The 18,445-nt window shown below is 57.1% G+C and carries 14 protein-coding genes; 10 read left to right on the forward strand and 4 right to left on the reverse strand.

Annotation, left to right across the window (positions count from 1 at the left end; translation table 11 throughout):
• Window positions 1–50: 50 nt before the first annotated feature.
• On the reverse strand, window positions 51–3,137 hold the full coding sequence (locus NHH03_RS23885) for a tetratricopeptide repeat protein (RefSeq protein WP_253160475.1): 3,087 nt from the start codon (window positions 3,135–3,137) through the stop codon (window positions 51–53).
• A 129-nt stretch (window positions 3,138–3,266) separates the two neighbouring features.
• Here NHH03_RS23885 and NHH03_RS23890 point away from each other — a divergent pair, with 129 nt between their 5' ends.
• The 3 genes from NHH03_RS23890 (at window position 3,267) to mdh (ending at window position 7,082) form a co-directional block, all read left to right on the forward strand.
• Window positions 3,267–4,643, forward strand: coding sequence for a hypothetical protein (locus NHH03_RS23890; RefSeq protein ID WP_253160477.1), 1,377 nt, complete (start codon window positions 3,267–3,269; stop codon window positions 4,641–4,643).
• Complete coding sequence (locus NHH03_RS23895) at window positions 4,640–5,977, forward strand: hypothetical protein (RefSeq protein WP_253160479.1); 1,338 nt, start codon at window positions 4,640–4,642, stop codon at window positions 5,975–5,977. Before NHH03_RS23890 ends, NHH03_RS23895 begins: the two co-directional genes overlap by 4 nt.
• Before the next feature lie 157 nt (window positions 5,978–6,134).
• Window positions 6,135–7,082: a malate dehydrogenase gene (gene mdh / locus NHH03_RS23900; RefSeq protein ID WP_253160481.1), complete on the forward strand. Its 948-nt coding sequence runs from the start codon at window positions 6,135–6,137 to the stop codon at window positions 7,080–7,082.
• A gap of 144 nt (window positions 7,083–7,226) precedes the next feature.
• Here mdh and NHH03_RS23905 read toward each other — a convergent pair whose 3' ends face one another.
• The gene (locus tag NHH03_RS23905) at window positions 7,227–8,225 is read right to left on the reverse strand and encodes an NHL repeat-containing protein (RefSeq protein ID WP_390895619.1); all 999 of its coding nucleotides are present in this window, start codon (window positions 8,223–8,225) and stop codon (window positions 7,227–7,229) included.
• 204 nt (window positions 8,226–8,429) lie between these two features.
• Here NHH03_RS23905 and NHH03_RS23910 point away from each other — a divergent pair, with 204 nt between their 5' ends.
• From NHH03_RS23910 to NHH03_RS23925, 4 genes are read left to right on the forward strand one after another with little or no spacing between them, the layout of a single operon-like run.
• Complete coding sequence (locus tag NHH03_RS23910) at window positions 8,430–9,572, forward strand: L-threonylcarbamoyladenylate synthase (RefSeq protein ID WP_253160484.1); 1,143 nt, start codon at window positions 8,430–8,432, stop codon at window positions 9,570–9,572.
• Complete coding sequence (gene rpiB, locus NHH03_RS23915) at window positions 9,572–10,087, forward strand: ribose 5-phosphate isomerase B (protein WP_253160486.1); 516 nt, start codon at window positions 9,572–9,574, stop codon at window positions 10,085–10,087. The genes NHH03_RS23910 and rpiB overlap by 1 nt, the downstream gene beginning before the upstream one ends.
• A complete protein-coding gene (locus tag NHH03_RS23920) occupies window positions 10,084–11,109 on the forward strand; it encodes a DNA polymerase III subunit (RefSeq protein ID WP_253160489.1) in 1,026 nt (341 codons plus the stop codon). The genes rpiB and NHH03_RS23920 overlap by 4 nt, the downstream gene beginning before the upstream one ends.
• 3 nt (window positions 11,110–11,112) lie before the next feature.
• Window positions 11,113–11,562, forward strand: coding sequence for a DUF3750 domain-containing protein (locus NHH03_RS23925; RefSeq protein ID WP_253160491.1), 450 nt, complete (start codon window positions 11,113–11,115; stop codon window positions 11,560–11,562).
• Here the strand turns inward: NHH03_RS23925 and thiL are convergent, their stop codons facing one another.
• Window positions 11,563–12,465: a thiamine-phosphate kinase gene (gene thiL, locus NHH03_RS23930; protein ID WP_253160493.1), complete on the reverse strand. Its 903-nt coding sequence runs from the start codon at window positions 12,463–12,465 to the stop codon at window positions 11,563–11,565. It lies immediately after the preceding gene.
• Window positions 12,466–12,553: 88 nt separating this feature from the next.
• Between thiL and NHH03_RS23935 the strand changes: the two genes are divergently transcribed.
• The 3 genes from NHH03_RS23935 (at window position 12,554) to NHH03_RS23945 (ending at window position 15,522) form a co-directional block, all read left to right on the forward strand.
• Window positions 12,554–13,171 carry a hypothetical protein gene (locus NHH03_RS23935; protein ID WP_253160495.1) on the forward strand — a complete coding sequence of 206 codons (618 nt, stop codon included), beginning with the start codon at window positions 12,554–12,556 and terminating at the stop codon, window positions 13,169–13,171.
• A gap of 147 nt (window positions 13,172–13,318) precedes the next feature.
• Window positions 13,319–14,296, forward strand: a complete 978-nt coding sequence (locus NHH03_RS23940) for a DUF1559 domain-containing protein (protein WP_253160496.1) — start codon at window positions 13,319–13,321, stop codon at window positions 14,294–14,296.
• A 308-nt stretch (window positions 14,297–14,604) separates the two neighbouring features.
• Complete coding sequence (locus NHH03_RS23945) at window positions 14,605–15,522, forward strand: Rpn family recombination-promoting nuclease/putative transposase (protein WP_253160498.1); 918 nt, start codon at window positions 14,605–14,607, stop codon at window positions 15,520–15,522.
• A gap of 358 nt (window positions 15,523–15,880) precedes the next feature.
• On the opposite strand, the gene NHH03_RS23950 is transcribed toward NHH03_RS23945, so the two are convergent.
• The gene (locus tag NHH03_RS23950) at window positions 15,881–18,394 is read right to left on the reverse strand and encodes a c-type cytochrome (RefSeq protein WP_253160500.1); all 2,514 of its coding nucleotides are present in this window, start codon (window positions 18,392–18,394) and stop codon (window positions 15,881–15,883) included.
• Window positions 18,395–18,445 lie beyond the last annotated feature (51 nt).

Consider the following 18,445-nt stretch of genomic DNA (forward strand, 5'->3'; position numbering starts at 1 on the left):
AAGCGATGAAGCGGGTTAGACGGTGCCGAAGCGGCCTGGTTGTGGGTGGGTCAATTTACTTTCGCGGCGAGGCCGGTGGGGGATTCGCCGACGGCGCGTTGGCATTCTTTCATCAAGGCATCGTACTTGGCACGTTGCTCGGCACCGCCCAGATCGGGAAATAGGGTCGCGGCTTCGCGGATCACCTTGATCGCCTTTTTCGTTTCGACATCTCGCTTGGCGGCTTTTCCCATCAGGTACAAACACAGCGCAACGTGATAGCGTGATTCAAAGAATTTCTCTTTGAAGTTTTCGTTGCGATTGATTTGTTTGCTGGTTTTAGTACTGATTTCGGCCCAGCCCCAAATGGTGTTTTTCTTGTTGGGACCTTTTCGGCCGCCTTCGAGTGCCACCTTGTAGGCTTTGTAGGCCGTGTTGGGCGGCAGTTCACTAGCCCAGGTTTCGTAGGCTTGGGCGGCTTCCATTTGGGCTTCTAACATCAACGGATTCTTCAGCAGCAGTTTTTCAAAGCTGTCGATGGCAGCTTGATATTGCCCGACCAATCGTTGGGAATGACCGGTCAGATACAGCGTCGTCAGATCGTCTTGATCGGTCAGAGCCGTGAACGTTGCGATGGATTGTGAAATCAATTCGGCGGCTTGGCCGTTGGCTTTCATTTGACCGGGTTCCATCAATGATTCGCCCATCGACGACAGCGTCTGTCCGACCCATCGCAGCGTTGCCATGTCGTTGGTCGAATCAGAGATGCGTTTTAGCATGGCGCTGAACGCTTCGATCAATTTGGCTTTTCGCGCCGGGGCGGCATCGTCGAGTTGTTCCTTCAGATCGTTTGCCAACCGCATGTAGTTTTGGGTCAGTTTGGACTGGGCTTCCGGGCCGGTGAATGCACCACGCACGCGTTCCATGGTGTCGGTCATGCGATCGAGTTGTTCACCCGGTTTGTCACTGTTCAACATTTGGCCGACCAGTGCTTTCAATTCCGTGCTGTAAAGATCGCCGGCGAAGGTATCAGAGGGGGCATCCAGCGTTTTCAGCAACCCCAACGGGCCATATTTGGGGTGGTCCAGTACTTTCAGTGCTGCGGCGCTGTCGTCTTGGTACAGGTAGACTTTGGCCAGCACGGTTGCCGCTTGCATGCCTTCGGTGTCGACCAGGTTTCCCTGGATCTCGTCCAAGCCTTGTTGCAAGTTTTGTTGGGCCTGCTGGACGATGACGTCGATTTTCGCCTGGTCCTGTTTTTCTTTTCGAGCGACGATCGATTGGTTCCACAGCAGTTGGCCGAGCAAGCGTTTGAACATGGCTTTTTCATTGCCATCGCTCATGTCGTCGATCAATGCTTGGGCGCCCGCGTAGTTGTCTTTCCTAAGCATCAAACGAATCTGAAACCCTTGCGCGGCGGCGGCATTGGGATCGTCCGGCCAGGTTTTTGCCAAGAAGCTGCCAAGAGATTCGAGTTGACGAATCAACCCATCCTGTTCGTCTTCGGGGACTTCGCCCAACAGCAACTGCATCGACGTCAGGGCCATCAAACCGCCCTGTAATCCAACGCCGCTACCGGGCGCATGCCGCGCCAGAAAACTACCGACGACAACGGTTTCTCGGTGTCGTTTTGACTGGTAGAGGAAGTAGGCCAGGATCTGGCGTGCTTCGTTGATCGTTTCGACGTTGGTGTCGCGGCTGACCATGGTCAATCCGGCACGTAAGATTTGAATGCCAACCGCATAGGATTCGAGCCGCTGTGATTCGATGTCGGCAATCTGCTGGACCAAATCAGGCGTCTGTTCTTGCTCGGACAACAACTTGGCTGCTTGTTCCAATTCCGACGTGATTTTCAACGCTTGTTGCGCCTTCTCCATCGCGTCGTCCAAGCTTTTGGGCGGATCGGCGGTCGGCAGTTCGGCGGCCTTTTGTTCAACGCCCAGATCGGCCAACAGCGAGTCGACTTCTTCGGTGTGGGGCCCAGGAACTTTCTTGGCGTCTTTCAATAGATCTCGAGCCGATTCCTTCGCCCGACCGATCTCGCCCTTTTTCAGCGAGTCGTCCTTGGATCGGGCCAAGTAGGCTTTGGCAAGCTGGATACGATAGTCTTGGATCGCTGGCAGATTCGCTTCGTTGGGGCGGATGTCTTTCGCCCAGTTGCCTGTTCGGTCGATCGCTTCCTGGAACTGGGGTGGTTCTTCGGCCAGCTTCAATCGCACCAGGCCCGCAGCGGCTTGGAACTTGGCTTCCCGCAGCGGATCGGCTTCGGGTTGTTCCAGCATGTTCAAATAGTTGCCCAGCGCTTCGTTGGGTTTGCCCAGCAATTCGTTGACCTGGCCCAAATGCATCAAGGCGATCGCACCCGGGATGTAACTGGCATACTTTTTATTCAGTTCCGCGAATCGATTGGCGGCATCTTCCAGTTGTGTTTTGGCCTCTTTTGCCGGGTCGTCGAAAGTTTCCGCAGCCAGTTTGATTGATTCGGCAGCGTTGACCTGGGATTGCAAGAATTGGAATCGATAGGTGTCACGTAGCGCCGCGGCCTCCGGATCGGCTTGAGCATCGATCTTCTGGCCTTTCATTTGTTCCAATTCGGATCGCAAACTACTGACGATACCGTCAAACGTCTTGTTGGCGGCGAGATAGGATTTGCGTGCGGCGGCGCGATCATTGTCGTCCGGTTCGCCGTTGAGCAGCTGGCCGGCACGAATCATCTGCAATTTACCGAGCTGCAAACGAGCTTCGTTGGCACGGGGGTGGTCCCCCGATTTCAGAAAGGCCTCGAGTGCGTTTTCGGCATCTAGAAAAGCTTGGTCACGACGCTCGGGGTCGCGAATTTGCAAAGCCGATTCGATATGCGTTTGCGCTTTCTCCAGTGGAATGGCGGCGATGAAACCAGGGGCCACGCCGGGGAGCTCGCTGACCCTGTCCAGGTAGTTAATCGCGGTGTCAAAGTAGCCGGCGTTGCGCAGTTGTTTGACAAAGGCTTCGGCCGGTTCGCCTTTGGCCGACGCCACCGATTGGCTGGCGGCGGTGGCGACCAGGCAGCACCCCAGCAGAAGCCAGCGTTTCCGCACGTCACTGCCGCGCTGGCCGGACCAAGACAGACTGGGTCGATTCACGTGACCGAGTTGCTGGTGGCGACTGGAATTCGTCATGTCGGATGGGTGCAAATAAGTGATGAGAAAGAGACAGTGGTTGGCTGTGCGCTCGAAACCGCTCACAATCTAGATTAAAGACGTCCAATCCGTCATTCAAGCGCGACCCGGTCGGTCGCGGGAGCAGTCATGCGAATCCCCTCGCAATTTAACGATTCCAGCCTTTATCGCCCCCGGCGAGGGGAGAAGAACGAGCGAAAACGCGCGTTTGTACCCGCGTCATCTGATTCTCGGCGGCGGCTGATCCGACTGGCGGTCGCGTTGCTGTTGGTGATCGTCGTCATGCGCGAAGCTCGCCGACCAGGACTGTACCAAACTTTTTTTGCTTCGAACGAAGAAATCTGGACCGCGACAAGCACGCTTGGCGGGGGGGACATGACCACCGTTGTTGCTGCGGCGGCCGACGGCAGCGCATCGCCGCTGCAACGTTCCGGTCCTGCCGATTGGGAAGGTGCGGGTGATTGGGTCGATTCGATGGACGTCGCCACCCAGCGGGCGTGGATCAAGTCGCTGATGCGATTGCGGATCGAGTCCGCCGTCGGCGTCGATCAGCCGGCGGCGCCCTGGCCGGGATTGACCGCCGACCAGTTCGCCGACTCGCTGGATTCACTGACAGCCAGCTCAAACACCAGCCCGAACGTGCGCGCGGCCTTGGATTCGCAGGCTGATGTGTTGACCGGCGCCAAAACCGCGACGGACGACTGGCGCTCGGTGAACGAATGGTGGTCCGGTCCGTTGCTTGATGCATTGGATGCCAGCGCCCTATCACGCGTGTCCGATGGGACATTTTGGTTGGGCAGTGATAGTGACGCTTTCTATCTGCAATTGGCGCGCACGGATGAATTGTCTGCGCGGGGCGTGATGACGACCGGTACCCTGCCGCTGTTGCAGCAACCGGACGTGTACCGCGGTGAACTGGTGCGGTTGGTCGGTCGGCTCGGTCAAGCACAGCAGAAGCAGGCCCAGGAAAATGATTTCGGAATTCAACACTACTGGAAGCTCTGGATGATTCCCGAGGACGGCGGTATCCGTCCAACGGTGTTGATCGCGACGGAGATCCCATTGTCTCTTTCGTCGGGACTGGACGATGACGGCAAATGGGACCGCAGCAGATCGACGCTGAATCCCTCGGGCCAGTTTTCCGCGGTGGGACGGTTTATCAAACGGCTGCCCTATCGTTCCTCGCTGGGGGCCGATTTGGCGCCGGTGGTGATCGGACGCGTCATCGCGACCCGCGAAATGGTGCCAACAACGACGACGACCGCTCGGTCGGGCGCAGCGGCAAACCAGGACCCGGGAACCAGTTCGCTGGTCTGGGGCGTGTTGTTGGCGATTGTTGCCGGGGTCGCGATCGCGGCCGGGTTGATGTATGGCACGTCCGTTGATGCCCGACGTTCGCGACGTTTGAGACAATTAGCCAGTCCTGATTCGGCGCCGGATTTAAGTTCGCTGGTTGATACAGCAAACGTCAGCGAAGCACCAATCCAAGATGGAGAACAACCATGATTCTGCGAAGCCAATGGAAACTGCGGTTGGCATCGATCGCTGTCGTCTGGGTGATTCTCTCGAGTGGGCTGTCGGCCGGATCGGCGATCGATTTGTTAAGCGGCTTTGATCGCCAGCGGATCGAGAATTGTTTTCCGATCAGCGATTCGACGGTTGCCGGTGAGATGTCGAAATTACTGTTTCGTTTGCGGAAGGCGGATCCGCAAGCAATCGCGCAGCGTGTCACTGAGATTGAGATTGCGGCGCCACCGGCGGTCGGTGATGTGATCGCAGTCGAAGGCAAAATCACGGCAATCCGGCAATACAAGGTTCCGCCGGCATTGATCGAATTTTTGGAATTAGAAACGTTTCAGGAAGTCGTACTCTCTGGAACCGATTCCGATGCGCTGATTTCAGTTTTTGCGCCGCCGCTGCTGGGCAAGATCGCCAAAGATGATTTGATCAAAGCCAATGCGATTGTCGTCGAAAGCGAATCGTCGCAACTGGTTTGCGCCGCCGGCAGTCTGTCGTGGTTTCCCAAGCACGCCGATCGAGTGGGGTGGCAGATGCTATCCAGCCACGGTGTCGATCTTAGTCAGATCGCCAGCGCGGTGTCGCGGAACCGCCACCCGTTGGAAGCGGCGGATGGGGACGCGTTTTATTCGATGTTGGCGGCGGCTCGCGAGATTGCTGATGGCCAGACGTTTGCCGGCGCCGCGCCACCGGCCGAGCCCGATTCGGTGTCTGCGATCGAACTACTACAGCATCCGGAATCGCATCATGGCGACTGGATTCGAATGAATGCGGTCACGGTACGGATCACACGGATCAACGTTACCGATGCAGATCGCCGTCAACAGTTGGGGCAAGACCACTACTACCAGATCGATGCCAGCGGCGATTTGGGGAAGACCATCGTCGAACTAACGCGGCCTGATGGCGACGGTGGCGAACCGATTCGGATGAGTGGATCGTATCCGTTGTCGCTGGTCAGTTGTGAGCTGCCCGATTTCTTGCAGCAGGAACTCGCCGGCCAACAGGCGGTGGTGGCGATGATCAGCCACCCCGTTTCGCTGGACGGATTTTTCTATCGATTGTGGAGCTATTCGAGCGAGTTTATGACTCGCGAGGGCGGGGGAAAACAGGTCGGCCCGTTGGTAGTCGTCGCCGATTGGCGATCGCGCAGTCGGCCCGCGGAGGCCGGTGGAGGGCTTGCCGGAGTCGGTTATGTGTTGGCAGCAGCGATTGTGGCGACCATTTTGGCAACCTTTTGTTGGTCGCGTCGCAATGCCAAACGCGACGCCCAGATTCGCGCCGCTCAGCTGCGGTCGCAGCAAATTGATTTGAATCTTTAGGTCCGGAACATCGATCCCACCGGGGGATCGGAACCGTCAGCCGAGAACAATCGCGGATGGTTTCTTCGCATCCGGACGTCCTCTTGACCGAACCGCACGTCATGAGACGATGGGCGTTTCTACAGTCCCACCTCCCCCACTGAAAAACGAAAACACCATGCGTCGCGCGAAAATATCGATCATCGGAGCCGGAAACGTTGGAGCCACTTGTGCGCATTGGTGCGCGGCCGCCGAATTGGGCGACATCGTTTTGTTGGACATTCCTCAAACCGAAGACATGCCGGCCGGCAAAGCGCTCGACCTGATGCAATCGTCGCCGATCATGGGGTTTGATTCCAATGTGATCGGGACCACCAGCTACAGCGACACTGCGGACAGCGATGTGATCGTGGTCACCGCCGGGATTCCTCGCAAACCGGGCATGAGTCGCGACGATTTGCTGAACACCAACGCCCGAATCGTGACCAGCGTCGGTGAAGAAATCAAAAAGACCAGTCCGAACGCGGTGGTCATCGTCGTCAGCAATCCGCTCGATGCGATGGTTCAACAAATGTGGAAGGTGACGGGGTTTGATCGCGCCAAAGTGTGTGGCCAAGCCGGCGTATTGGACACCGCGCGATACCGTACGTTTTTGGCCATGGAGTTGGGTGTCAGCGTCGAAGACATCAGCGCCTTGCTGATGGGCGGTCACGGCGACACCATGGTTCCGATCCCTAGCTGCACCAGCGTGGGTGGCATCCCGGTGACGCAGCTGATCGATCCGGCACGCTTGGAAGAAATCGTCGACCGGACGCGCAAGGGCGGTGCCGAGATCGTTTCTCTGCTAAAAACCGGCAGCGCCTATTACGCACCTGCCGCGGCATGCGCTCAAATGGTCGAAGCGGTTGTCAAAGACAAGAAACGTTTGATCCCCGTCGCAGCGCTGTGTGAATCAGAATATGGCGTGGGCGGCTACTACGTCGGTGTCCCCGTGATTTTGGGCAGCGGCGGAGTCGAAAAAGTGATCGAACTGGATTTGACAGAATCCGAAACCGCGGACTTCCAGAAAAGCGTGGATGCCGTCAAAAGTCTGGTCGCCACGATGGACGGTTTGCTCGCTTCCTAAGAGGTAGCGACTTCCCCATCAGCCGGAACGCGCCAGCGTCCGGCTCCTGACCTTGGGGGGAACCTTGATCTCGCTTTCAACGGCTGATGAATCCGCTGGGCTGCTCACCGTGCCAAAAGCAGGCAAACCGCGCTGCGGCTGGTCTTAGCTGGGCAGCCAGGCGCGCTGCACGCGATGGTTATTGCTGTCCAAGACGTGCATCTGTTTGTAGGAGTCAACGACCATTCCCCAGGGCTGGTACAGTTGCCCGATTTCGAAACCCGGTGATCCCCAAATCGCCAGTGGTTTGCCGTCGGCGGTTAAACGCTGGATGCGTTGGTTACCGTATTCGCAGACCAGTACGCCGCCGTCATCGAGTACCACCAGGTCATAGGGATAGTGAAACTGTCCCGGTTCGATGCCCTGTTCGCCCCAGACATCCATCCAGCGTGGTTCGTCACCGCTGATGTCATAACGTTGGATGCGATGATTGCAGGCGTCGGCGACCCACAGCACATCGTTGGCGATTGCCAGACTTTGCGGACGAACAAATTTTTCGACCTCGCGCCCGGTGCCTCCCCATTGTGTGATGAACCGGCCATCGGGATCGAATTTCTGGATCCGGTCGGAATCACCGTATTCGCCGATGTAGTAACAACCATTCGTGTCGGCGACGGCTTCGGTGACAAAGGCGAACTCACCGGGATTGTGGCCGGCGGTTCCGCCGATTTCGCGTTCCGGAAGCCGTTTGCCATCCAGACTGAACACCAACATTCGGTAGTAATGCGTGTCGGCGACCAGTAACAGATCGTGATCCGGTGAATCCCCGAATTGGATTGCCAATCCGGTCGGACGGCCATTTTTTGTTTCGGGTGTGCGCCACTCACGCAGCCAATTGCCGTCGCGATCAAAGACTTGGATGCGACCGGTGGTGTCGACAATGTACAGTTGATCACGACGGTCGATGGTGATTGCGCGAGGTTTCAGAAAGCGGCCGCTGCTTTGGCCTCGGCGGCCCCAGACCAGATCGGTTTGGCTGGCATCGGTGGCGGGGACACAGCCACCCACGGTTGCCGACAATAGCGCCAGTGAACCGGCGGCGGCGTGTTTCAGTAGACTACGCCGACTAGCTGTCGTGTGGAAAATAGGTTCGGCGTCGTTCACGTGTTTCCGGGCTCCCAAGTTACGCTTCAGCATCATCATACGCGGTCGATCGGGGCTGTGTCGCCCGCCCTGATCGTCGTTGGCCGAAGTTTCACAACCTGTTTTGGGGGTGTTTTCCCGTTTGGTGGCTTGTGGATTTAATTTTACGGTTCGTACAATGGGCAACCGCAACGAATACATCCGGAATCACCCCTGTCGGTTTTCATGACCACTGTTCTTGATCTGCGCCAAACCGACGATCCTCGTGACATCATCCACCGAACCGTCCAGGCGCTTAGCGAGGGTCAGGTGGTCGCTTTGCCGACCGATACGGTTTACGGGTTGGCGGCGCATGCCCTGGATGCCGACGCGGTCGAGAAAATCATTCAGATCAAGGGGCGTGGAGACGCTCCGATGGCGATTTCGGTCCGCAGCCGGCAGGCAGCCGAAGATTTTTTCTGCGAAGCATCTCCGGTCGCACGGCGTCTAAGTTATCGGTGTTGGCCGGGCCCGTTGACGCTGGTCACCCCCTGCGAAAATTCTCATTCAGCTGTCAATCAGTTGCCGCAGTCGGTCCGCGATCGGATCACAGGCGACGGCGGGGGAATCGGATTTCGAGTGGTGGAGCATCGCATTTTGGAGGCAATTCATCGATTCATGGCGGCCCCGCTGGTGCTGACCAGCGCCAATTTATCCGGAAAACCGGCACAAACCGAAGCCCAGGGGGTGGTTGATCAGCTCTCCGGACGTTTGCCACTGCTGCTCGACGACGGTCCAACCCGTTATGGTGGGGCATCGACCGTTGTCCGCGTGGTGGGCAATCGATGGGAGTTGTTGCGTGAAGGAGTGATCGAACGAGCCGCTATGAACCAATTCGTTAAACCTGTTATCGTGATGGTCTGTACCGGCAACACGTGTCGCAGCCCGATGGCAGAAACTTTAATGCGAGAATTGCTGCGAAAAAAGTTAGGATGTGAGGATGCGGTCCGTGTGCTTTCTGCGGGCGTCGCTGCATCGGCCGGTCACAGTGCCAGTCCCCAATCGATCGAAGTGATGGGGGACCGAAAATTGGATTTAACAGGTCATGCCAGTCAGCCCCTGGGCGACGAAATCATGAATGTTGCTGATTTATTGCTGACGATGACACGTTCGCACCGCGCCGCGATCTTGGCGGCGTGGCCGGACATGCACGATCGCGTGTTCACGTTGCGTCACGATGGCGGCGATATCTCCGATCCGATCGGGATGCCGGTAGACGCCTACCGGCAATGTGCCGATCAGATGGAGCAAGAATTGGAACAGTGGTTTGAGCGTCTGGAGGACGACTTTTTTCCTGAAGTCTCTGACGGAGATAAGGAGTCAGCGTGATGCGAATTTCACTTGGTAGCGATCATCGTGGCGTGCAAATCAAAGCCCGTTTGATTCAATCTCTACAAGCCAACGGTTTTGAAACCTTGGACGAGGGAACGCACGGTGAATCATCCGTGGACTATCCGGATTTTGCCGAAGCCGTCGCCCGCCGCGTCGGCGCCGGTGAAGCCGAGCGAGGGATTTTGATCTGTGGCACCGGCATCGGCATGGCGATCACAGCCAACAAGTTTGTCGGCGTGCGCGCTGCACCCTGTTATGACGAAGTGATGGTGGAAATGAGTCGCCGGCACAACGACGTCAACGTGCTCTGTTTGCCCGGGGATCTGATCGGTGAACGTTCCATCGATGATCTGGTCTTGCGCTGGTTGCAAACTGATTTTGATGGCGGGCGGCATGCCGATCGCGTGGCCAAGATCGACAAGATTGAAAAACTGAACCGGGACAATCTGAACGGGGCGCATCACGACCCGTTGCCAACGGGCCCGACTGTTGTTGACCAGACGGCGACATGATTGCCAGTTGGTCTGATTTAATCGGCAACGCGCATCTGGTGTCGTGGTTTGCCCATTCGATCAAGCAAAATCGCATGGGCGGCAGTTTTTTGTTTGTCGGACCGCCTGGTGTCGGCAAACGTAGTGTTGCCAGTCTGTTGGCCAAGACATTGTTGTGCAGTCGTAGTCCCGCCACTGCGATGGCTCCCTGCGGACAGTGCGAATCTTGTGTGCAGGTCAACGCGGAAACACATCCTGATGTGATCCGCGTTCGCAAACCCAAAGACAAAACTGCGATCCCGCTCGATTTGTTGATCGGTCGTCCCGAAGTGCGAATGCAGGAAGGGTTTTGTCGTGACGTGCGGCTCAGCCCCTACTGTGGTAATCGCAAGATCGCGATTCTAGAAGACGCCGACTTTTTGAACGAAGAAGGCGCCAACTGCTTGCTGAAAACGCTCGAAGAACCGCCCGCCGATTCGCTGATCATTCTGGTCGGCACCAGCGAACAACAACAGTTGCCCACCATCCGCTCGCGTTGCCAAGTGATTCGGTTTTCACCGCTGAGCGACGACGATGCGACACGTTTGATTCGTGATGTTCATCAAATCGATGCGGAGGAATCTCTGGTGGCCCAAGCGGTGGAGATCGCATCGGGCGATATTTCGGTGGCGCTGCGTTTGTTGGATGATGATTCACGCCGCTTTCGCGACGCCATGGTTGGCGCGCTTTCGGACCCCTACCCCGACCCGATTGCGATCCGCCGTATTGTCACCACACGTACCGATGAGGTCGGCAAGGAAGCCTCCAAGAAACGCGCCGTACTGCGTGATATTTTCTCGATCGCGGTGCAGCACTACCGCAGTGCAATGCGCGACGAGGCGTTTTCCGATTCGGTTCGTCCGATCACGCTAGCCAGGCTTGATCGCAGTGTGCGCGCACTCCGCGAGCTGGACCGGATGGCCAATGTCGCCACCTTGATCGAATGTTTTGCCGCCGACATTTCATCCGGCCGTACGGGAGACCGTGGCGACATTGGTTCCTAGCTGATGGCCGACCAAAACGTTTCGAGGCGATCGAGCGATGAATCCCTGTTCGTCGAACTGTGGTCCTCGCGGTTGCCGATTTGGGCATGGTTTGCCGAGCACAATTGGCTGGTTGTCTTGCGCCCGCAGCAAATCGATCGTTGGGAGATTTGGCAGCACGCCGACAAGGGAGGGCAGAGTTGGGGGCATCTGCATCGCAACCTGTTTGCGGCCGATACAGGCGTGCGTCAGAACCCGTCCACACGAGTGCATCGTTGGGTGGGCGATCAAGCTATCGAATTGGCCCAGCGGATTGAGAGTTCTCCGCAAGTTTATCCCTGGTGTCAAACCTATCGTTACGCCCCCGGTCCCAACAGCAACACCTACGTGCAGTGGTGTCTGCAGGACCGATATCGATTGGGGTGGCGGGCGATTGGGCGTGGTTTTCAATCGGTTGGGAAACCACGAGATTGATCAGTGCTCGTAACCCTGCGGGGACAGTCGTTGGAATTTGCCTTCCTGTTTTTTCCAGATCCCCGTGCGACCGACGATCGTACCGATGGCTGTCAGGGGGGTGGGTAGATCGGCAGCCAGCAAACGCTGTGCATCGTCAGGCGAAACGGCCAGCAGCAATTCAAAGTCCTCGCCATCGCTCCATGCATGTTGAAACGGTTTGCGTCCCGTTTTGGCCGCCAACGCGATCGCATCGGGGTGGATCGGTATCGCATCGACATCCAGTTCGATTCCAAACCCGCTGCTGGCACACATCCGATCCAGGTCCAGCGACAGGCCATCGCTGACATCGATCGCGGCGTGTACGGTCGCCAGCTCGCGGATTGCAGTAGCCAGTGCGATTCGAGGTGTGGGGCGCAGATGACGCCCTCGGATGCTGCCGCCAAAGCTTCCGCTGGCCAACACCACGTCGCCATCCAACGCACCGCTCCGCAACCACGGGTCTCCCAAAGCAACCTGCCCCAGCAGAGTGATGCTGATCGCCAGTGGTCCGTCGTAGGTGGAAATGTCGCCGCCGGCTATCGCCACGTCATATTGTTTGGCCGCTTGCAGGATGCCCTCATAGACTTCGCCGGCAATCTTGGTGGCATCTTGTTTGGGCAGCGCCAACGTGACCAACGCGCTGTCGGCGGTCGCGCCCATCGCAGCAATATCGCTCAAGTTCACCGCCATCGCTTTATAACCGATGTCGACCAAATCCTGGTCGGCGGACTTGAAATCGACGCCATCAATGATTTGGTCGGTGCAAGCGATCAGCGACCGTCCGCTGGGGTCGATCACGGCCGCGTCATCACCAATACCCACCGCGACCTGTGGCAACTGGCGGGTGCGGCCACGCAGATATGCGAGAAATGATTGTTCCATGTTCGTCGATGTCCTCGGTCGGCAATTGATTGGGGGGCGTATTGTTCGGGTGATTAAACGGCAGTGGATTTGCGATAGAATCATCGTCATGATTCGACGCCTTTTCATCGCAGTCGCGCTGCTGTTGGTCAATGGTTGTTACAAACCGCCGCCCGCGATACCGCCAGTCTCGACGGATACAACTGTCGATTTGCACCATGATCATAAGCATTTGCATAGCGATCAGCATCGGCACGAACATCAGCACGACGAGCCGTTCGAGGGCATGCATGCTCACCCGCACGGGCATGCCCATCGCCACGCCGCCGGGTTGCATGGAGGGTCAATCGTCAGTTTGCAGCGGGTTTCCGGTGACGCTAGTGGAATGCGACCGCACCTGGAAGTGGTCTCGCAACTTCCGCAAGGTTTGTTGCTCTATTTTTTAGCGGAAGATTGGGACGGGAACTTCACACCCTGGCAGGTTGAGTCCACTGCGATCATGGCTGACATCCACAGCGGAGCCTTCGCCGGCCAGTTGCAGTGTATTGCCCCGCAGCCCAACGGACCTTTCGTCCTAGAGTTTCCTGCAGAACTTCACCAAGCAATTTCTGTTGACCAGCAATCGCGGCATATCACGATCGATTCGATACGCTGGGAAAACCAAGTTTTCAGCGTGCGCGAAAAATTGCTGTACCGACAGGGTGAACTCAGCGTGATCGTCGACTAGGATCCCGCTGTACAACATCCCGCTGTACAGCTGGGTGACGCGCGCGTAGCTAATCTCTGAATCGCGATCTTTTCGTCGATCCAGCGGCAGTTGGCGGCACGTATAGCCAGTACATCGATTTAGAACTTTAACCCAGCATTCGGACTCATGGAAAACCATTGTTCCCCATCCCTCGTCGCTGCTGCGGAATGTGCGCCGCGTCGAAAGCGTTGCTCGGCGTTCACGCTTGTCGAATTATTGGTGGTGATTGCCATCATCGGCATTTTGGTCGGGTTGCTGCTGCCGGCAGTTCAGGCAGCGCGTGAAGCGGCGCGACGGATGTCCTGTCAAAACAATCTCAAACAGCTTGCGTTAGGCCTTCACAACTACGAATCGGCGTTCCGCATGTTGCCGTCTGGATATTTGCACAAATTTGGGCCCCAGGGTTCTCCACTACAGCCGGCCAACCACATGGGACTGGCATGGGGGGCGGCGATGTTGCCACAACTCGAACAGGGCCAAGTCGCTGACTTGTTCGATGATGACCGGCCAATCTGGGACATTGCGAATCAACAGGGCCGAGAGACGTCCTTGCCGGTGTTTCTGTGCCCCAGTGATACCTATTCGAGTGAGCATTTTGTCGTTCGTGACGACTCGAGCGACCCGGTAGAACGCTATGCGGCAGCCAGCTACGCGGCCAATTGGGGACCGGCGGATGAGTCCATTAACTTAGATGACACGCCAACAAAAAGTCGTGGTGTGTTTTACCGCAACAGTCGATTACCGGTTTCGGCAATTTTGGACGGCCTATCGAACACCTTGGCACTTGGTGAGCGTCACAACGGACCCATCCCACTGGCCCAGCCAACCGCGGGGGGGCACAGTGTGTTTGAAAATGCCTGGAGCGCCGCAGTTCGAGAGATCACCGAATTGACGGATGACCACGGACACATGGTGTTGTTTGAAACCCAGTATCGACCGAACCAACTCGGCGGTGACGACAAGGGTTTGGCGGCGCCCCACACGGGGCTTTGTCAATTTGCCCTCTGCGACGGTTCTGTGCGAGCCATCACCGAACACATCGACGCGGACGTCTACGATTCACTGGCAACACGCAATGGTCGCGAGGTGATTGAAGCGTATTGATCGGATCGTTGCTTGGTCCAAATCCCGTTGGGACTATTTGCGAGCGACCGCGGTCTCCCCGTCTTCGGCCACGTTGCCGTTGTCGATATCCAGTCTGGCGAGTGGTTGACGCCATTGCTGAGCAAAATCCGAAGGTCACGGTTTTCGACTTTGGTGTTCAACGTTTACCATGCGATCCAACTGTGAAAGCATCAAAGAATGCGTAATCGACCACCGGCAGCTTCCCGCGACAGCAACCCCACCCTGGACAGAGAGAACGCTTACACTGCTGACTGCTCATCAATCCTCACCCAAGTTGCAGACCGTTCATGGCCATCGGAATCGACCCGACCGTCGACTACGCATTCAAACTGCTGCTCGGGAGCCCTGAGCATCCCGCGATTACGCTGCACTTTTTAAATGCGATTCTTGGTGATGAAATCCAAATCACCGACGTCGAGATTATTAACCCAATCATGGGCAAAGAGGACGACATTGACAAATTGTCTATCCTGGACGTGGCGGCCCGCGATTCAACAGGACGTTTGTATGACATCGAGATGCAGACCAGTCTGCCGGCAGGCTTGTCGCAGCGATTGGCCTACTACACCGCATCAATGTACGTCAGCCAAATGGGCGAAGGCGATGGCTACACGCTGCTCAGACCGGCCATCAGCATCTGCGTTCTCGATGCCGTCCTGTTTCGTGATTCACCGCAAATTCACAGTGATTTTCAACTGCGAAGTCGCGAGGGCAACCTCAGACTGACCGACGGCTTGCAAATTCATCTTCTAGAGTTGCCCAAGTACCCCGTGCCAAGTGATAATAGAGTCATCACCGATCCGGTCGAAGCGTGGCTCTACTTTTTCCGTCAAGCCGATGAAATGACGACCGAAGACATCGAGCAACGATTCAACTGCCCCGCTTTCACCGAAGCCGCCGAGGTACTCGAGATGATCCAACGAACCCCAGAACAGCGCAGCCAGTACGAACTACGTCTCAAAGCACAACGCGACGAACGTGCAAGAATGCAGCACGCAGTCGAGCAAGCTCGGCTTGAAGGCAAGGCGGAAGGCAGGGCGGAAGGCAAGGCGGAAGGTGAGGCATTGGGCGAAGTCAAAGGACGAATTCAACTGCTGAGCACGTTACTCAACACGGGGCAGGTGCCCGTTGATGGGCTGGCGATGGAGCAGTTAGTAGCGATCGAGAGTGACCTTCAGCGTCGACTTCGCGATCGTGGCGTATAGACAGAACTGGAATTTCCCCACGGGAAGTTGACAGCGGAAACGCTCTTGAGCGGTGTCGATTTCAGCACGGCGACTGGACTTTGAGACCGCTGGATCTTGGAACTATTTTACGCCACCGGGATGCGTCGCGCGGACTTGATCACGTTGCGGTTGGGCGAGGCCGGGATCCACGCCCACTCGATCGCGCTTTGTGTGCCATAAATGTGACCGTGGCGTTTGATCGGGCAATCGTCTTTTTCAGCGTGATGTATGCGGCAGCACGTGAAAAAACTGTTTGACCCATTCGGTCTCGTGCAGCCGGAAAACAGGCTCACTTCGCGACGCCATGGCGTCGCGAAGTGGTTGAGGCCAGTTGGAGCTATTTTCCAGCGACCGTTGATTGATAGATCGGGCTGGCTTGATTGCCTCCGGCACGAAGGTAGGCGACTAGGTCGGCGATGTCTTCGGCGGTGAAGGTATCCAGCAGGCCGGACGGCATCAGGCTGGTCTTGCTCGGCTGCGTCGTTTCGATCTCCTCGGTGTTGACCTCTGCCAGTGAGGATGGATCCAGCATGTTCGTCATCACTCGCAGCTTATTGCCGCTCATGTTGACCACCCGCCCGACTACGATCTTGCCGTCTTCGGTCAAGAACTGCGTTGATCCGTATTGGTCACTGATCGCCTGGTTGGGATCGATCATCGCGGTCAGCAGATCTTTGTGCGAGAATCGGCCGCCGGCACCCGTCAAGTCAGGTCCCAGGATTCCGCCTTGGATTCCCATGCGATGGCATTTGTAGCACTGCGCGGTGGCGAACACGGATTTGCCGTTTTCAAAGTTTGGCTTGCGATTGGAGTCACTGACGGTGCCTAGCAAATCGTCGACCGTCCATTTTTGAACAAACTCGCGCTGTTCGGTCTCGGTTTCTTTGACTTTCGGTGCAGCCAGGACGTCAGCCAGTTTCGTTTTGATCTCCGCGGGAACGTTTTCGAGCGCTGCGTCTTTGATGTTCTTGATGAAACCGCCAAACGACATGCCACCGCGGGCGGATTGCACATCATTGAACCAGCCGAAGTAATCGCGATAGGTCGGTTCGTCCCAACCCTGCGATGCGCCACGCAGTGTCAGGGCATAGAAGATCTGGTTTTCTTGACTGGGCGCGGCCAGCATTTCGTGAACGATTTGCTGCGTCGCACCGGGCACTTTCAAGTACACCAACATCTGTGCCAGTTCGCGATCGACATTGTCATCGCCGGTCGGAAACTGACCCGAAATTTGTTCCGCAATCGCTGCGGATTCGTCGTCATTGAATTCCCCTAGGCGGATTGCGACCAACGCATAGGCACGCAGCAAATCGATTCGGCCTTGCGGCGAAAGGCTGTCCCAATCGCAGCGTTTCAAAGCTTGCATCGCGATGGCTTTGTCGTCGGCGGTGCCGGTGCGTGCCAGAGCGACAACCGCAAGGGCGCGCGCCTGATCGTTTTCGATGGTTTCGATTTTGTCGCGCCACTGATCGACCGGTTGGTGTTCCAGTGCGGTGCGTGCGGCGAAGCGGATGGCGCGGTCCGGCGAAGCCAAATGGCGGATGGCTGGGCCGATGGCTTTGTTGTTTGCCGGACCGGTGTGGAAGGATTCCAGGCGTTTTCGTAACTTAACCGCCTTCTGGGTCTTGGCGTCAGCCATCTCGTCGATGGTTTCATCGACCATGTCGCCGGTGTAGATCACACGGTACAGCCCGCTTTGGGTTCCGCGTCCACCGACGGCAAAGTACAGCGCGCCGTCTTGAGGGCGAACGACCATGTCCGTGACCGGCAGTGGTGCCGCAGTCGCAAACGTTTCGTAGGTTCCGGTGTAGGTGCTGCCATCCGGTGTCAAGTGCACCGCATGGATATTGCCATAGCTCCAATCGGCGATGAACAACGCGCTGCGGTACTTGCTGGGGAACTTGGTGCCGTAGCCGAAACAGATGCCGGTCGGTGATCCGGCGCCGATGTTAACCGCCGCGTCAAACGAGTCGGGCAGATACGCCGGCCATTTGCCGGTACCGTTGCGCCATCCGAATTCAGCGGCACTGATGACATGCGTGACACGGGTGGGGCGGTACCACGGTGTGCCGACGTCCCATTCCATGTCAGCGTCGTAGCTGAACAGTTCGCCTTGGTCATTGAGTGCGATGTCATATTCGTTGCGGAAACCCGATGCGATCAGTTCAAAATCTGATCCGTCGGGAAAAAAGGAACCGATCCATCCGCCCGGTGCCATCCGGTCGGCGGCATGTCCGCGTGCATCCGGCATTCGCCCCAACAAATGGTCTTCTGCCCAAACCTGTGGGACGCGGCTGTGAGCCACTTCCTTTGGCAACTTCGTCATGTTGCCACCACAGGTCAGAATCCGTTTACCGTCGGCAGACAAGATCAATGCATGGGGGCCGTGTTCTCCGCCGCCATCGAGTGGCAAAATCAATTCGGTCTGGTCGAACTGGTCATCGCCATTGGTGTCACGCAATCGATAGACGCCATTGGCTTGTTTGCCGCCGTTCACGTTGACGTACAACGAGTCAAATGCGAATAACAATCCCTGTGCCGATCCAATTTTAACCTTCAGCGGTTGGACATCTGCTTTGTCCCCCGAGACGTCGATGCGGTATAGGCTGCCGTTTTGGTCCGATGCGAGCAAGCGTCCTTTGGGGTCCACGGTCAGGCTCACCCAGGACCCCTGTTCTTTGTTGGGCACGTCGTAGACCAGCTGGACTTCGAATCCGGCTGGCACGGAAAATTGTTCTGGCGGGGTGACGCCGAGTTCCGCCTGGGCAGGTTTCCAGTGGAAAACGCCGAGCGACCAGCAGGCCGCCAGGGCAAACAATGTGAGGCGATAGCGATGGGGCTGTAGCAGCATTACAGATCAATCCGGATCGGTAAAAAGGAAGGTGGGCGAGTGGGCGGAGAA

The organism is Stieleria tagensis (genome assembly GCF_024129865.1).
Taxonomy (GTDB): domain Bacteria; phylum Planctomycetota; class Planctomycetia; order Pirellulales; family Pirellulaceae; genus Stieleria; species Stieleria tagensis.

Coding starts and splice junctions, on each gene's coding strand:
- NHH03_RS23885 (WP_253160475.1), bottom strand. CDS start 3,137: ATGACGAATTCCAGTCGCCACCAGCAACTCGGTCACGTGAATCGACCC.
- NHH03_RS23890 (WP_253160477.1), top strand. CDS start 3,267: ATGCGAATCCCCTCGCAATTTAACGATTCCAGCCTTTATCGCCCCCGG.
- NHH03_RS23895 (WP_253160479.1), top strand. CDS start 4,640: ATGATTCTGCGAAGCCAATGGAAACTGCGGTTGGCATCGATCGCTGTC.
- mdh (WP_253160481.1), top strand. CDS start 6,135: ATGCGTCGCGCGAAAATATCGATCATCGGAGCCGGAAACGTTGGAGCC.
- NHH03_RS23910 (WP_253160484.1), top strand. CDS start 8,430: ATGACCACTGTTCTTGATCTGCGCCAAACCGACGATCCTCGTGACATC.
- rpiB (WP_253160486.1), top strand. CDS start 9,572: ATGCGAATTTCACTTGGTAGCGATCATCGTGGCGTGCAAATCAAAGCC.
- NHH03_RS23920 (WP_253160489.1), top strand. CDS start 10,084: ATGATTGCCAGTTGGTCTGATTTAATCGGCAACGCGCATCTGGTGTCG.
- NHH03_RS23925 (WP_253160491.1), top strand. CDS start 11,113: ATGGCCGACCAAAACGTTTCGAGGCGATCGAGCGATGAATCCCTGTTC.
- thiL (WP_253160493.1), bottom strand. CDS start 12,465: ATGGAACAATCATTTCTCGCATATCTGCGTGGCCGCACCCGCCAGTTG.
- NHH03_RS23935 (WP_253160495.1), top strand. CDS start 12,554: ATGATTCGACGCCTTTTCATCGCAGTCGCGCTGCTGTTGGTCAATGGT.
- NHH03_RS23940 (WP_253160496.1), top strand. CDS start 13,319: ATGGAAAACCATTGTTCCCCATCCCTCGTCGCTGCTGCGGAATGTGCG.
- NHH03_RS23945 (WP_253160498.1), top strand. CDS start 14,605: ATGGCCATCGGAATCGACCCGACCGTCGACTACGCATTCAAACTGCTG.
- NHH03_RS23950 (WP_253160500.1), bottom strand. CDS start 18,394: ATGCTGCTACAGCCCCATCGCTATCGCCTCACATTGTTTGCCCTGGCG.